This window comes from Paenirhizobium selenitireducens ATCC BAA-1503 (genome assembly GCF_000518785.1).
In the GTDB taxonomy this organism is placed as follows: Bacteria; Pseudomonadota; Alphaproteobacteria; order Rhizobiales; family Rhizobiaceae; genus Allorhizobium; species Allorhizobium selenitireducens.
This window is the reverse complement of record NZ_JAEG01000006.1, coordinates 1-14,878: the sequence shown is the minus strand read 5'-3', so window position 1 is coordinate 14,878 and position 14,878 is coordinate 1. Positions and strand designations below refer to the sequence as shown.

Sequence of the window (14,878 nt, the reverse complement as noted above, 5' to 3'; positions counted from 1 at the left end):
TGTTCGTGCTCAGTCTTCGCCGTCGGAAAATGCCGCGGTGCGCAGGCGCTCGAAGAACTCGTAGGTGATGCCGACGATCTCGCCGGACGTGTCGGGCTTCTCGCGGAACTTGCCGACGGTGCGGACGAACTTCCAGTCGGTGCCGTGCTTGACCCGGTAGATCATGTGATAGCTCTGCTTCTGCGACGAACAGCGCTCGAAGCATTCCATCAGGATCGGAAGATCGTCGGGGTGGATGTGTTCGCGGAACTCGACGAGGTTCATTCTCCCGTCCTCCGACTGCATGTCGAAGATGCGATAGACGTCCGGCGTGGCGCGGAACAATCCCGTATCCAGGTTGATGCTCCAGAAGCCGTAGAGGCGGAAGGCCTGGGCCAGTTCAACGGCCTCGCGTTCGCTCATGCCGACCGAGGTGCAGTCCTGGAATTCCTTGTGATCGAGTTGGTCGAAACGCAGGGGCAATGTTGGTTCTCTTTCCCCTGATCGCAGGCGCGCCTACATTCCACCAGGAATCAGTTGATTAGCTTCAGCCTTATCGCTTTGGCTACCAACTGGGTCCTGTTCACGCAATCCAACTTTTTGATGGCGTTGGTCATATAGGCGTTGACCGTGTGGTCCGAGAGCGAAAGGATCTGGCCGATCTCGACCGAAGTCTTGCCCTGGGCCGTCCAGCGCAGGACCTCAAGTTCGCGGGCAGAGAGAACGCTGGGCGCAACGATCTCGGAGCGGCGCATCCGGTCGAAGACATCGAAGGCATGCAGCGAGATCATGCCGAGCTCGTTCATTTCAACCTGATGCAACGGCGAGCGCTTTCCGTCGTAGCGCAGGAAGTAGCGACCCGAATCGACCGAGTTCATCGGGAAGATCGCGCCCATCAGGAGATCGTAACGGCTCATCAGGTCATGCATCTTCACTGGGCAGTCGAAGCTCGCGGAGGGGCCGGAATCTCCGAGGTGCCACGTCTGAGGCAGAACCGAATTGCTGAATTTCGGCAGGATCGGGCAGTGGCGCAGGAACTGGTGCTTGTCGAACTCGCGGGCGAATTGCGAAGGGAGCGTGCTCTCGAGGACCAAGGGAACGATCGCGATGTCGCTGGGGCTCGGCGCAGCCATGACCGTGACGTGGTCGAGGCCGAATTCACCGACGACCCGACCCATGACACTCATGAACTGAGCGCGTGTCTGGCTGCTCGCTATTTCACTGCTCAGCAGCGATTGACGGTCGGCGGAAATCATGTGGGAATTCAAAAGTTGAGAGAAGGGGATATGTTATAGATAACAAATATATCAGTTAATCCGAAAAGCCAGCACTTTCTTACTGGGGAATGGAACAAAGTCTACGCGCAAAATGCAAATAGCGCCCCAATTGGTAAACAAAGGGTGGGGTGGACGGTCGCAGCCTAAACCGGCAGGGCCGACCCGGTCTTGACCTCTTCCATAACGGCATAGGTGTGCGTTTCCCGCACGCCGGGAAGCGGAAGGATGACCTCCGACAGGAACTGGCGGTAGGCTTCCATGCCGGTGACGCGCGCCTTTACCAGGTAGTCGAAGCCGCCCGCCACCATGTGGCACTCCATCACGTCGTCAGAACGTTTGACCGCCGAGGCAAAGGCGTCGAAAACATCGGGCGTGGTGCGGTCGAGCTTGACCTCGATGAACACAAGCAAGTTGCGTCCGAGCTTCTCCGGCGACAGAATGGCCATGTAGCCGGTGATGATGCCGTCGCGAGTCAGCCGACGGACCCGTTCGGCGGTCGCGGTCGGCGAGAGGCTGACGCGCTCGGCGAGCTCGATATTGGTCAGTCGACCCTCCTTCTGCAGGGTCTTGAGGATCTTCCGATCCAGTCTGTCAAGTTCTTTCATCTAAAACTACCATGTGGCGTAAATGCAGTTATAGTCACTGACTATACACATAAAATCAGCGATTAAAATCATCTATCTGTCGATACCTTGCCGATAACACGGAGGTGACAATGATCAAGAGTGCCATGCCCGATTTCCCCCGCTTTTCCGCGCCTTTCGCCGGCGACGACGACCAGATGATGCGCGGCTTTGCCGCCCGCCTGACGCTCGGTGCGCAGCAGAATGCTGCCATAGACCAGCGTGCCACGCGTTTCATCGAGGCGATCCGCGACAATTCCGGCTCGATCGGCGGCGTCGAGGACTTCCTGCGGGAATACGGCCTGTCGACTCGCGAGGGCCTAGCGCTGATGGTGCTGGCCGAAGCGCTGCTGCGCGTGCCCGATGCGCTGACCCAGGACCGTCTGATCGAGGACAAGCTGAAAGAGGGCGGCTGGAGCGAGCACGAGGCGCATGGCGACAGCTGGTTCGTCTCGGCCTCGGCCTGGGCACTCGGACTATCCGCCCGGGTCATCCGTCCCGGCGAGACGCCGGAAGGCGTGGTGCGGGGCCTCGTCAAGCGGCTCGGCCTGCCGACCGTGCGCTCCGCCACCAAGCAGGCCATGCGTTTCCTCGGCCATCACTTTGTGCTCGGCGAAAACATGAAGGACGCGCTCGGCCGTGCCGCCAAGAGCGAGGAGAAGGGTTATCGCCATTCCTTCGACATGCTGGGCGAGGGCGCCCGCACGGCGGAAGACGCCAAGCGCTACTTCAAGTCCTATGCCGATGCGATCGACTCGATCGGCGGCTTCATGGCCAAGCACGGCAAGGGCAGCCAGCTGCCGGACCGCATGGGCATTTCGGTCAAGCTCTCGGCGCTGCATCCGCGCTATCTCGCCACCCATCATGACCGGGTGATGCGCGAGTTGGTGCCGGATCTCTTGAAGCTCGCCCAGATGGCCAAGGCGCATCAGCTGAACTTCACCGTCGATGCCGAGGAGGCCGACCGTCTTGAACTGTCGCTCGACGTCATCGGCGCGGTGTTCTCCGATCCGTCGCTGGCCGGCTGGGACGGTTTCGGGCTGGCCATTCAGGCCTACCAGAAGCGCGCGCCGCAGGTGATCGACTATATCGACGACCTGTGCCAGCGGAACGGCCGGCGCATGATGGTGCGCCTCGTCAAGGGCGCCTATTGGGACACCGAGGTGAAGCGGGCGCAGGAACGCGGCCTCGACGACTATCCGGTCTGGACCCGCAAGCCGGCGACCGATCTCTCCTATCTCGCCTGCGCCGCCCAGATGCTTTCCAAGCGCGAGCGCATTTTTCCGCAGTTCGCCACGCATAATGCGCTCACCGTTTCGATGATCCTCGAACTGGCGGGCGCCGACCGCACCGGCTTCGAATTCCAGCGCCTGCACGGCATGGGCGAGGCGCTCTACAACAACCTGCTGTCCGGCAACGAGCGCATCGCCTGCCGCATCTATGCGCCGGTCGGCGGCTATCGCGACCTGCTCGCCTATCTCGTCCGTCGCCTGCTGGAGAATGGCGCGAACTCGTCCTTCGTCGCGGTTGCCGGCGACAAGAACGTGCCGATCGCCAACCTGCTCGAGCGGCCGGTGGAGCGACTGGGCATCGACCAGGGCAAGAGCGTGCGCCACAACCAGATCCCCATGCCGCTCGCGCTCTATGGCGAGCGCCGTAACAGCGCCGGCTTCGAATTCGGCCATCGCGAAAGCCTGAAAAGCCTGATCGCTTCGCTGGCCAGCCAGACGGCCAAGGTCGATGCTACTCCGCTGGTTCCCGGCGCCACGGGACAGGCGGAGGCCGTGCCGGTCCTGTCGCCGGCCGACCGCAGCCGGGTCGTCGGCACGGTGCGCAATGCGGCCGTGGCCGACGTCGATCGTGCCTTCGCCGCCGGCCGCAAGGGCTTTGCCGTGTGGTCGAAGACGCCGGTCGAGGACCGTGCCGCCTGCCTCGACAAGACCGCCGACCTGTTGGAAGCCAATCGCGACCGGCTGCTGGCGCTGCTGTCCGCCGAAGCCGGCAAGACGCTGGACGACGGGATTGCCGAAATCCGCGAGGCGGTCGATTTCTGCCGCTACTATGCCGCCCAGGCACGCAAGCTGTTCGGCGAGGCCGAGGCCATGCCCGGCCCGACCGGCGAGAGCAACCGGCTCCTGTGGCGGGGCCGCGGGGTGTTTGCCTGCATTTCGCCGTGGAATTTTCCGCTGGCGATCTTCCTCGGCCAGGTTTCGGCCGCGCTCGTCGCCGGCAATGCCGTCGTCGCCAAGCCCGCGCCGCAGACGCCGCTCATCGCCTATGAAGCGGTCAAGCTGATGCACCAGGCCGGCATTCCGGCCGATGTGCTGATGCTTCTGCCGGGCGGTCCGGAGATCGGTGCCGCCATCTCGGCCCATCCGCAGCTCGGCGGCCTTGCCTTCACCGGCTCGACCGGAACGGCGCAGGCGATCAACCGGACGCTTGCCGCCAAGAACGGCCCGATCGTGCCGCTGATCGCCGAGACCGGCGGCATCAACGCGATGATCGTCGATGCAACGGCGCTGGCCGAACAGGTGGCCGACGACGTCGTCATCTCGGCCTTCCGCTCGGCCGGCCAGCGTTGTTCGGCACTCAGGATCCTCTATCTTCAGGAAGACATTGCCGACGGCATGCTGGAAATGATCGAGGGGGCGGCGCGCGAGCTCAATCTCGGCGACCCGGCATTGACCACGACCGATGTCGGCCCGGTGATCGACGAGAAGCAGAAGGCCATGCTCGAAGGCCATGTGGCTGATATGCGTAAGGGCCAGAAGGTCCGCTATGCCGGCACTGTGCCCAATACCGGCAACTTCTTCGCGCCGCATATCATCGAGCTCGACCGGCCCGAGGCGCTGACCAAGGAAGTGTTCGGTCCGGTGCTGCATGTTGTGCGGTGGAAGGCCAAGGATCTCGGCAAGGTGATCGAATCGATCAATGCCACCGGCTACGGCCTGACGCTTGGGGTCCACAGCCGCATCGAGTCGACCATCCGCGCCGTCACCGAGGCGCTCGACACCGGCAATGTCTACATCAACCGCAACATGATCGGCGCGGTCGTCGGCACCCAGCCGTTCGGCGGATCGGGCCTGTCGGGCACCGGCTTCAAGGCCGGCGGTCCGGCCTATCTGATGCGCTTTGCGGTGGAACAGGTGATTTCGGTCAATACGGCCGCTGCCGGCGGCAATGCCAGCCTGATCGCCATCGGCGAGGGCTGATCCGAAAGACGGGGGCGGGGGGCGAAAGCCTCCCGTCTTTTCATTCCTTGTCGTCGAGTCCGCTCTTCCCCTTCTTCATCATCACCTCGAGGAAGCCGAGCATGACGGCGGAGACGACGAAGGCGAGGTGCATCAGCGTCAGCCACATGATCTTGCCGTCGGTGAACTGGCTGGAGTTGAGGAAGACCTGCAGCAGGTGGATCGACGAGATGGCGACGATCGAGGAGGCGACCTTGATCTTGAGGCTGCCGGAATCGAGCTTGCCGAGGAAGGAGACCTGGTCCTCGGCCTCATCGAAGCGGCTGACGAAGTTCTCGTAGCCGGAAATCATCACCATGACGATCAGGCTTGCCACCAGTGCCGCGTCAATCAGCCCGAGCATGGCGAGGATCATCTCGGCTTCGTTGTAGGTGAAGACGTTGCCGGCGACCTTGAGGAACTTGTAGCCGAAGGACACGGCATAGACGGCGAGTGCCGCGACCAGCCCGAGATAGAAGGCGACGAGGATCCAGCGGCTCGACAGGATGATCCGTTCGACCAGCAATTCGAGGGATTTCATGGGGCGTTGCTCCTGGGACGTTCGATTTTGGCTGGCAGACATAGGCGTAGCCCGCTTTCGCCGCAAGGCCGACTGACGGCGCGGTCGCGGCCGGATGCGGGCGCGAAGGCCCATGGTCGGCAGTTTTCGCGCGAGGGGCCGCAATCGTTTCCTTTTTTGTCGCTGTCGGATAAATCCTAGGCCAATCGCTATCGCCTTGGCGGCGACTCTGCGATCTAGTGTCGAGCCAGCGGCCGCAAGAGCCGGAGCGGGCCAGGGGGAGTTTGCAGTCCATGGGTGAATTCAAGTCCGACATCGAGATCGCCCGTGCGGCGCGGAAGAAGCCGATCCAGGAAATCGGCGCGAAACTCGGCATCCCGGTCGAACAGCTCGTGCCCTATGGCCACGACAAGGCCAAGGTCTCCGCCGAATTCATCCGCTCGCTGGAAGGACGCCCGAACGGCAGGCTGATCCTGGTGACGGCCATCAACCCGACGCCGGCCGGCGAGGGCAAGACGACGACGACCGTCGGCCTGGTCGATGGACTGAACCGCATCGGCAAGAAGGCTATGGTGTGCATCCGCGAGCCTTCGCTTGGGCCCTGTTTCGGCGTCAAGGGCGGGGCAGCCGGCGGCGGCCATGCGCAGGTCGTGCCGATGGAAGACATCAACCTGCATTTTACCGGCGATTTCCACGCCATCACCTCGGCGCACAATCTGCTGTCGGCGCTGATCGACAACCACATCTACTGGGGCAACGAGCAGGGTATCGACGTTCGCCGCGTCAGCTGGCGCCGGGTGATGGACATGAACGACCGGGCGTTGCGCGACATCGTCTGTTCGCTCGGCGGTCCGTCCAACGGTTTCCCGCGCGAGAGCGGCTTCGATATCACGGTCGCCTCGGAAGTCATGGCGATCCTGTGTCTCGCCGCCGATCTTGCCGATCTCGAGCGGCGGCTCGGCGACATCATCATAGGCTACCGGCGCGACAAGAGCCCGGTCTTTGCCCGTGATCTCAAGGCCGACGGGGCGATGACCGTGCTGTTGAAGGACGCGATGCAACCGAACCTGGTGCAGACTCTGGAGAACAATCCGGCCTTCGTGCATGGCGGGCCGTTCGCCAATATCGCCCATGGCTGCAATTCGGTGATCGCCACGAGGACCGCGCTGAAGCTTGCCGATTACGTGGTGACGGAGGCCGGTTTCGGCGCCGATCTCGGGGCGGAGAAATTCTTCGACATCAAGTGCCGCAAGGCGGGGCTCGATCCGGCCGCCGCGGTGATCGTCGCCACCGTCCGGGCGCTGAAGATGAACGGCGGGGTGAAGAAGGACGACCTCGGCATCGAGAATGTCGAGGCGCTGACGCGCGGCTGCGCCAATCTCGGCCGCCACGTCGCCAATGTGCGGCGCTTCGGCGTGCCGGTGCTCGTCGCCATCAATCACTTCACCTCGGACACGGAGGCTGAGGTCGCGGCGGTCAAGGACTATGTCTCGCGGCTCGGGACCGATGCCGTTCTCTGTCGCCATTGGGCGGACGGATCGGCGGGTATCGAGGAACTGGCGCAACGCGTGGCGGAACTGGCCGATTCCGGTCAGGCCGCATTCAAGCCGCTCTATCCGGATGCCATGCCGCTGATGGAGAAGATCGAGACGGTCGCTTCGAAGATCTATCATGCCGCCGAGGTGACGGCCGACAAGGCAGTGCGCGACCAACTCGCCCAGTGGGAAGCGCAGGGCTATGGACACCTGCCGGTGTGCATGGCGAAAACGCAATATTCCTTCTCTACCGATCCGACGCTGCGCGGCGCGCCGGAGGGGCATGCCGTGCATGTGCGGGAGGTCCGGCTCTCGGCGGGGGCGGGCTTCGTCGTCGCCATCACCGGCGAGATCATGACCATGCCGGGCCTGCCGCGTTCTCCGGCGGCCGAGCGGATCGCGCTCAACGCGCAGGGCTTTGTCGAAGGGCTTTTCTAGGCCGCTTCGCGCCGTTTCTCCCGCGTGCCGTCGCAGCCGAAGTGTGGCTTTTGTGCCCGGCGAACGGGCAACGTAATACATGATAAAGAAAATCATGTTTAATATGTTGACTCTAACAATCATGTTTTATAGATGGCATTGAGAGGGCAGCAACAGCCCTTCGCCACGTTTTAGACACACATTGATCCGGCCGGCCGTCGCGGGTGCAAATCCGCGGCTGGGGACTTTTGCGGCTGCCGAAAGGGAATTTTATGGGCTCGCATCATTTCAGAGCAATCCTCATGACCTGCACCGCGCTCGCCGGGCTTGTCCCGGCCTCGAGCGCGTTTTCGCAGAGCGCCATGGCCCAGCCGGCCGCGGAAACGCAGCTCGAGACCATTCTGGTCAAGGGCAAGCGCGTTCCGGCGGGCTCGGCGGCGGACACGCCGCTTGCCACCGAGACGACGGCGGCCGAGATCGAGAAGAAGCAGATCACCAGCATCGACGATCTGGGCAACAGCACCGAGCCGGGCGTCTCGACCGGCTTTGCCGGCGCGGGCGTGAACATTCGCGGTCTCGAAGCGGACCGCGTGCTCACCACGATCGACGGCATTCCGATCCCTTATCTCGTCAACGACGCCCGCCAGGCTGGCGCCACCTCGCTCGGTTCTTCGACGCGGGCCGATGGCGGCATCGATACCTTCGACTTCTCCACGCTCTCGACCATTGACATCATGCGCGGCGCCGATTCCAGCCGCGCCGGCTCGGGCGCGCTTGGCGGGGCGATGATCCTGCGCACGCTGGAGCCGGAGGACCTGATCGCCGATGGCGCCACCTTCGGCGGCATGGCCAAGACCACCTATGACAGCACCGACAATTCGCTCGGCGGATCGGTCGCCATCGCCAAGAAGGTCGAGAACACCTCGATCCTCTTCCAGGGCGGCTACAAGGTCGGCCACGAGCGCGACAACCAGGGTTCGGTCGGCGGAACGGGGGCCACCCGCTCGGAAGCCAACCCCGCCGATTTCGACCAGCACAACCTGCTGTTCAAGCTGCGCCAGGATTTCGGCGCCGGACACATGATCGGGCTGACGGCGGAGCGCTTCCGCAAGGACATCGCCACCGACCTGAAAACCGAGGAAAGCGCTGCGCGCAACTATTCCGAACTCGACGGCGACGAGCTGAAGCAGCGCGACCGCGTTTCGCTGGACTATCGCTACGACGCGCCGGATCTGGCAGGCCCGATCGACAAGGCGGACCTGACGATCTACTGGCAGCGGGTGGAAACCAGCTCTGCCGTCGACGGCACGCGGCTCGGCTCGCTTGCCGGCCCATGGTATCGCTCGAACGAAATGGACGAGCAGTCGATCGGCGTGGTCGGTTCGCTTGCCAACCAGTTCGATTTCGGCGCGACGCGCCATGACGTGACGATCGGCGGCAATGTCTCCTTCTCGCAATACGGCCAGTACACGGCCGGCGAGGACGTGTGCGACACGGCGGCGGTTCCGCCCTATTCGTGCTCCTTCCACCACACCAACCAGTCCGACATGCCGGATGTCGACGCGTTGCGCGTCGGGCTGTTCGCCGACGACAAGATCTCGTTCGGCGACAGCGGCTTCAGCCTGACGCCCGGCATCCGCTTCGACTGGTTCGACTACCAGCCGCAGGAGACGGACGACTATCTCGCCAATAGCGGCTATGGGGCCGCCGGCCTGCCGGACGACCGCAGCGATTTCCAGTTCTCGCCGAAGCTGCGCGCTGCCTACGAGATCAATCCCAAGGTCGAGCTGTTTGCCCAGTGGGCCATGGGCTTCAAGGCGCCGAACGTTTCGGAGCTCTATCTGAGCTACTCGACCCCGCCGATGTACGAGGTGATCGGCAATCCCGACCTCGAATCCGAGACCAGCAACGGTTTCGAGATCGGCGCCAATCTCGGCGATGCCGAGTTCGGCGGCCGGGTGACGGCCTTCTACAACAAGTACAAGAACTTCATCGACAGCGAGACGAGCTATACCAATCCGAGCTTCCCCTGGGGATCGACCACCTACGAGAACCTCGACCGGGTGCGGATCTTCGGCTTCGAGGCACGGGCCCACAAGGCCTTCGATAACGGCTTCAACGTGCATGCCTCGTTTGCCTATGCCAATGGCGAGGACGAGGAAACCGGCGAACTCATCGACAGCGTGCCGCCGTTCAAGGGCATTGTCGGGGTCGACTACCAGACCGAGACCTGGGGAACGGACCTGAGCTTCATCGGGGTTGCGGCGGTGGACGAGGACTCGACCGCCGAATTCCAGCCGGATGGCTACGGCCTCGTCAACCTCACCGGCTGGTGGGAGCCCGAGCAGATGAAGGGCCTGCGGCTCACCGCCGGCGTCTACAACCTGTTCGACCAGGAGTACTATGACGCGGTCAAGTGGCGCGACATCGACCTGACCTCGAGCGCCTCGCAGCCGAAGGATTACTATTCGGAACCGGGCCGCACCTTCAAGGTTTCCATCACGCAAAAATTCTAGACGACTGATTTTCAACAGCAATGACGGGGTGGCGCGGACAAGGCGCCACCTCTTTTCGTTTTCGGCTGCCGGGCTCCGTCACCGGCAGAAGCGGTAGCCGCTCTTGCGCGCGATGACGTCGAGATGCAGGTGGTCCTTGTGGGCCTCGTCGCTGCCGGGGGAGAGCACGGTGGTGAAGTAGAGGCAGGCCGCGGCGTTGAGGCTGCGCTGGAAGGCGGCGGGGAAGGTGCCGTCGTCCTGGGCGGCGATCATCATGGGCACGGTGCCCTTGTCGAACTCGAGGGCGGCGATGTCGATGGCATTGCCGTAGGCGTGCTCGGAGATCTTGCCGGTCTCGACGCTGTTGCGGTTGCGGCAGACATAGGCGGAGGCCTGCTGGATCGCCTTCAGTTCGCCCTTGTCGGCAAGCGCGATGCGGGCTGCGGGAATGATCGTCTCGCGCGTCAAATGCGCCAGCTGAAGCGCCGTCTCGCAGCGGAAGGTCGCTTCGGGCGCGAGCTTTATGCCGGGCAGGATCTCCCGGACGGTGATTGGATGGCTCATGCCGCAGCCTTCGCCGTCGTCGATCGGGGCTCCGGTTTCGAACACGGTGCCGAGCGTCTTGAGTTCAGCCTGGCAGGCGGCGAATTGCGCTGAATCTTCCGGCTGAACGCGGATCGCTGCCGGCGCTGCGGGTTGCAGGCCGGGGACAGGCGGCAGACCGCGCGCCGGCGGCGGCGGGCCGGGCAGCCGGACGTCGGGGGCGGGCGAGGGAGTATCCTCCGGTTTCTCTGCCGGAACCACGTCTTCGGCAGGCGGAGGGCCTGGAGCGGGGACGGGGGCCGGGACTGGCGCGGATTTCTCTGTTGCAGGGGGCTTTTCGGCGGGGGCCGGAACGGCGGGCTGGTCCGCGGGCGCGGGCGGTTTCTCTGTCGGGACCGGGCCTGTGGGCGGCAGGGCCGCGCCGGTAAGCAGGCCGAGGCCGATCAGGATGACTGCAAGCCGCTTCGTCATTCGGCCGCCTTTCGGTTGGATGGGCACCGAAGACAACGCGCGGCGGGGCGAATGGTTGCGCCGATTTACGGAACCATCGGCAGATTACCTGGGGCCGGTCGCTGGAAAATAGCACGCCCGCGGAAAATCCCGTTGCGCGCAAATGCGGCCCACGCTATGAAATCGCTCATGATCAAGTCGATGAACATCGGTAACTGGTGGTGGGCACGCTAACGCGGCCTTGACCAGTCATGTCCAACGACAAGTGACCCCAAAGCCGCCCGGAGAACCTGAGGCGGCTTTTTTGTATTCAAGGCGCCTCGATCCGGGCCTTAGATGACGGAGAAACGGAAGCATGGCGACGATCATTCGGGACGATGGCGGAGAGACCTACGAGACGCGGGGTGGGATCACCGTCACGCGCGAGCGGCGGCCGACGCCCTATGCCGACGCGATTTCGAGCTATATCGACCGGCTCGACGAAAGGCGCGGCGCGGTGTTCTCGTCCAACTACGAATATCCGGGCCGCTATACCCGCTGGGACACCGCCATCATCGATCCGCCGCTCGGGCTTTCCTGCTTCGGCCGCACGGTGTGGATCGAGGCCTATAACGAGCGTGGCGAAGTCCTGCTGTCGCTGATCGCCGACAAGCTTGCAACCGTGGCCGATCTGACGCTCGGCGCGCGCACGGCGCGGCGCCTCGACCTTGTCGTCAACGAGCCGGACCGGGTGTTCACCGAGGAGGAACGCTCGAAGATCCCGACGGTCTTCACCGTTCTGCGCGCCATCACCGATCTTTTCCATTCGGATGCGGATTCGTCGATCGGCCTGTTCGGCGCCTTCGGCTACGATCTCGCCTTCCAGTTCGACGCGATCAAGCTGTCGCTCCAGCGTCCGGAAGACCAGCGCGACATGGTGCTGTTCCTGCCCGACGAAATCCTCGTCGTCGACCATTATTCGGCCAAGGCGTGGATCGACCGCTACGACTTCGCCAAGGGCGGGCTTTCCACCAAGGACAAGTCGGGCGAGATCGCGCCGGAACCGTTCAGGCACACCGACACGATCCCGCCGCGCGGCGACCATCGTCCGGGCGAATATGCCGAACTGGTGGTGAAGGCCAAGGAGAGTTTTCGCCGCGGCGACCTGTTCGAAGTGGTGCCTGGGCAGAAGTTCATGGAACGCTGCGATAGCAAGCCGTCGGAGATTTCCAAGCGGCTGAAGGAAATCAATCCGTCGCCCTATTCCTTCTTCATCAATCTCGGCCATCAGGAATATCTGGTCGGCGCCTCGCCGGAAATGTTCGTGCGCGTCTCGGGCCGCCGCATCGAGACCTGCCCGATCTCGGGCACGATCAAGCGCGGCGACGATCCGATCGCCGATAGCGAACAGATCCTCAAGCTCTTGAACTCCAAGAAGGACGAGAGCGAGCTCACCATGTGCTCGGACGTCGACCGCAACGACAAGAGCCGTGTCTGCGAGCCGGGCTCGGTCAAGGTCATCGGCCGCCGCCAGATCGAGATGTATTCGCGCCTGATCCACACCGTCGACCATATCGAAGGGCGGCTCCGCGACGGCATGGACGCCTTCGACGGCTTCCTTTCCCACGCCTGGGCCGTCACCGTCACCGGCGCGCCGAAGCTCTGGGCCATGCGCTTCATCGAGGCGCATGAGAAGAGCCCGCGCGCCTGGTATGGCGGGGCGATCGGCATGGTCGGATTCAACGGCGACATGAATACCGGCCTGACGCTCAGGACCGTACGCATCAAGGACGGCATTGCCGAGGTGCGCGCCGGGGCGACGCTCCTGAACGACTCGATTCCGGATGAGGAAGAGGCCGAGACCGAACTCAAGGCTTCGGCGATGATCGCGGCGATCCGCGACGCCAAGACCGGCAATGACGGCAAGACCAAGCGCGGCGTAGCCAAGGTCGGGCAGGGGGTCAAGATCCTGCTGGTCGACCACGAGGACAGCTTCGTCCACACGCTCGCCAACTATTTCCGCCAGACGGGCGCCGAGGTTTCGACCGTGCGTACGCCGGTGCCGGAGGAAGTGTTCGACCGGATGGATCCGGACCTCGTCGTGCTGTCGCCCGGACCGGGCAGCCCGAAGGATTTCGACTGCAAGGCGACGATCAAGAAGGCCCGCGCCCGCAACCTGCCGATCTTCGGCGTCTGCCTGGGCTTGCAGGCGCTCGCCGAAGCCTATGGCGGCGAACTGCGCCAGCTGGCGGTGCCGATGCACGGCAAGCCGTCGCGCATCCGCGTGCTGGAACCCGGCCTCGTCTTCTCCGGCCTCGGCAAGGAAGTGACCGTCGGCCGCTACCACTCGATCTTCGCCGACCCGACGACGCTCGACCGCGATTTCATGATCACGGCGGAGAGCGAGGACGGCACGATCATGGGCATCGAGCACACCAAGGAACCGGTGGCCGCCGTGCAGTTTCACCCGGAATCGATCATGACGCTCGGCCACGACGCCGGCATGCGCATGATCGAGAACGTCGTGGCGCATCTGGCGCGGCGGGTGAAGGTGAAGGCGGCGTAGGGCTGCGGGATCCTGAAGCCCGCTCTCCGGCGGGCTTCAGACTGGCGATGAAACAATTGGCTGAGATGCTGGTCGGCGTTCGATCTGACTCGGGCGAGCGGTATCGGTCCCTCTTCTCCCCAGCGGGGAGAGCGACTGTCTTGGCAATCAAGCGTTTTGCCATGGTTTTGCGTCCCTGATGATGGCGTTGAGGATGGTCAGCAGCTTGCGCATGGTAGCGACGACGGCGACGATCTTGGGCTTGCCTGCCGCCACGAGACGGTCGCGGAAGGCCTTGAGGACCGGGTTGTGCCGGCTGGCGACGAGGGCCGCCATAAAGAGCACAGCCCGCACCTTGCCACGGCCTCCGCCGATGAAGCTCTTGCCTTTCCACGTACCCGATTGCCGGGTCCAGGGGGCGAGACCCGCAAGAGACGCGATCTGCCGCCTGTCGAGGCTGCCCAGTTCCGGCATTTCGGCGAGAAGCGTGCGGGCGGTCGCCGGTCCCACCCCCGGCACCGACGTCAGCAGGGTCTCGCGCACCCGCCAGACGGGCGACTTGCGGATGTGGGCGTCGAGGTCCTTGTCGAGGCTTTCCAGCTCGCGCCGAAGCGCCGCAAGCAGGCGCTTGATGCTCTTCTGCGCCTCTTTCGCCAGGACCATCTTCGCCCGGTTCTCCTCGGCCACGATCATCTGGACGATCTGTCGCCGGCGCGCCACGAGCGCCGAAAGCGCCTGGGTTTCGGCATCCTTGAGCGGCCGAAGCTCGGGCTTTGTCGCGGCCACGAAGGCTGCGATCACCGCCGCATCGATCGGGTCGGTCTTGGCCCGGCGACCGATCGCATGGGCATAGGCGCGGACCTGGGCCGGGTTGACCACAACGACGGCAAGCCCGGCTGCGGACAGTCCCGCCACCGCGGCCGTCTCGAAGCCGCCGGTGGCTTCAAGTGCGACCACCTCGGCCCCGATCGGCTCAAGCCGCGACACCAGATCGTCGATGCCGGCTTGCGTGTTCGCCACCTGGAAGACCAGACCGGACGGCGCCACGGCCACATCCAGGCGATCCTTCGATACATCGATGCCAACAACAATATCCATCTTATCCCATCCTTGCCTAAACGGACTTTGCCTGCGCAAGCGGCCCTGGCGACTGTTCGGGTTCGATGGAACGGCGGACGGAGACCCTTGCTCTCCCACGGGCTTGGTGTCCCAAAGGTAGGTCGGTCTCCCATCCGCCACCGCACCTGGCAATACACCGCCAAATGCTGTGTTTGGGAAGTTACAA

The 14,878-nt window shown here is 63.9% G+C and carries 10 protein-coding genes; 4 read left to right on the top strand and 6 right to left on the bottom strand.

The genetic code is table 11. The features are described 5' to 3' along the window. Positions 1-9: 9 nt before the first annotated feature. From L867_RS0107420 to L867_RS0107410, 3 genes are all read right to left on the bottom strand, one after another. A complete protein-coding gene (locus L867_RS0107420; RefSeq protein WP_028736283.1) occupies positions 10-462 on the bottom strand; it encodes a PAS domain-containing protein in 453 nt (150 codons plus the stop codon). Between the two features lie 50 nt (positions 463-512). After that, complete coding sequence (locus tag L867_RS0107415) at positions 513-1,235, bottom strand: helix-turn-helix transcriptional regulator (RefSeq protein ID WP_028736282.1); 723 nt, start codon at positions 1,233-1,235, stop codon at positions 513-515. Positions 1,236-1,399: 164 nt separating this feature from the next. Next, on the bottom strand, positions 1,400-1,861 hold the full coding sequence (locus tag L867_RS0107410; RefSeq protein ID WP_028736281.1) for an Lrp/AsnC ligand binding domain-containing protein: 462 nt from the start codon (positions 1,859-1,861) through the stop codon (positions 1,400-1,402). A 110-nt stretch (positions 1,862-1,971) separates the two neighbouring features. Here L867_RS0107410 and putA point away from each other — a divergent pair, with 110 nt between their 5' ends. Then, positions 1,972-5,091: a bifunctional proline dehydrogenase/L-glutamate gamma-semialdehyde dehydrogenase PutA gene (gene putA, locus L867_RS0107405; protein WP_028736280.1), complete on the top strand. Its 3,120-nt coding sequence runs from the start codon at positions 1,972-1,974 to the stop codon at positions 5,089-5,091. A gap of 40 nt (positions 5,092-5,131) precedes the next feature. On the opposite strand, the gene L867_RS0107400 is transcribed toward putA, so the two are convergent. Continuing rightward, positions 5,132-5,650: a TIGR00645 family protein gene (locus tag L867_RS0107400; RefSeq protein WP_028736279.1), complete on the bottom strand. Its 519-nt coding sequence runs from the start codon at positions 5,648-5,650 to the stop codon at positions 5,132-5,134. A 272-nt stretch (positions 5,651-5,922) separates the two neighbouring features. Here L867_RS0107400 and L867_RS0107395 point away from each other — a divergent pair, with 272 nt between their 5' ends. Together L867_RS0107395 and L867_RS0107390 are read left to right on the top strand one after the other, a co-directional pair. Next, entirely contained in the window at positions 5,923-7,602 is a 1,680-nt protein-coding gene (locus L867_RS0107395) for a formate--tetrahydrofolate ligase (protein ID WP_028736278.1), read from the top strand. Positions 7,603-7,883: 281 nt separating this feature from the next. Then, positions 7,884-10,097, top strand: coding sequence for a TonB-dependent hemoglobin/transferrin/lactoferrin family receptor (locus tag L867_RS0107390; protein WP_232363905.1), 2,214 nt, complete (start codon positions 7,884-7,886; stop codon positions 10,095-10,097). 78 nt (positions 10,098-10,175) lie between these two features. Here the strand turns inward: L867_RS0107390 and L867_RS0107385 are convergent, their stop codons facing one another. Beyond that, a complete protein-coding gene (locus L867_RS0107385) occupies positions 10,176-11,090 on the bottom strand; it encodes an extensin-like domain-containing protein (RefSeq protein WP_037172867.1) in 915 nt (304 codons plus the stop codon). Between the two features lie 334 nt (positions 11,091-11,424). Between L867_RS0107385 and L867_RS0107380 the strand changes: the two genes are divergently transcribed. Continuing rightward, entirely contained in the window at positions 11,425-13,614 is a 2,190-nt protein-coding gene (locus tag L867_RS0107380; RefSeq protein ID WP_028736275.1) for an anthranilate synthase, read from the top strand. Between the two features lie 147 nt (positions 13,615-13,761). Here L867_RS0107380 and L867_RS0107375 read toward each other — a convergent pair whose 3' ends face one another. Continuing rightward, on the bottom strand, positions 13,762-14,691 hold the full coding sequence (locus L867_RS0107375; RefSeq protein ID WP_028735757.1) for an IS110 family RNA-guided transposase: 930 nt from the start codon (positions 14,689-14,691) through the stop codon (positions 13,762-13,764). Positions 14,692-14,878 lie beyond the last annotated feature (187 nt).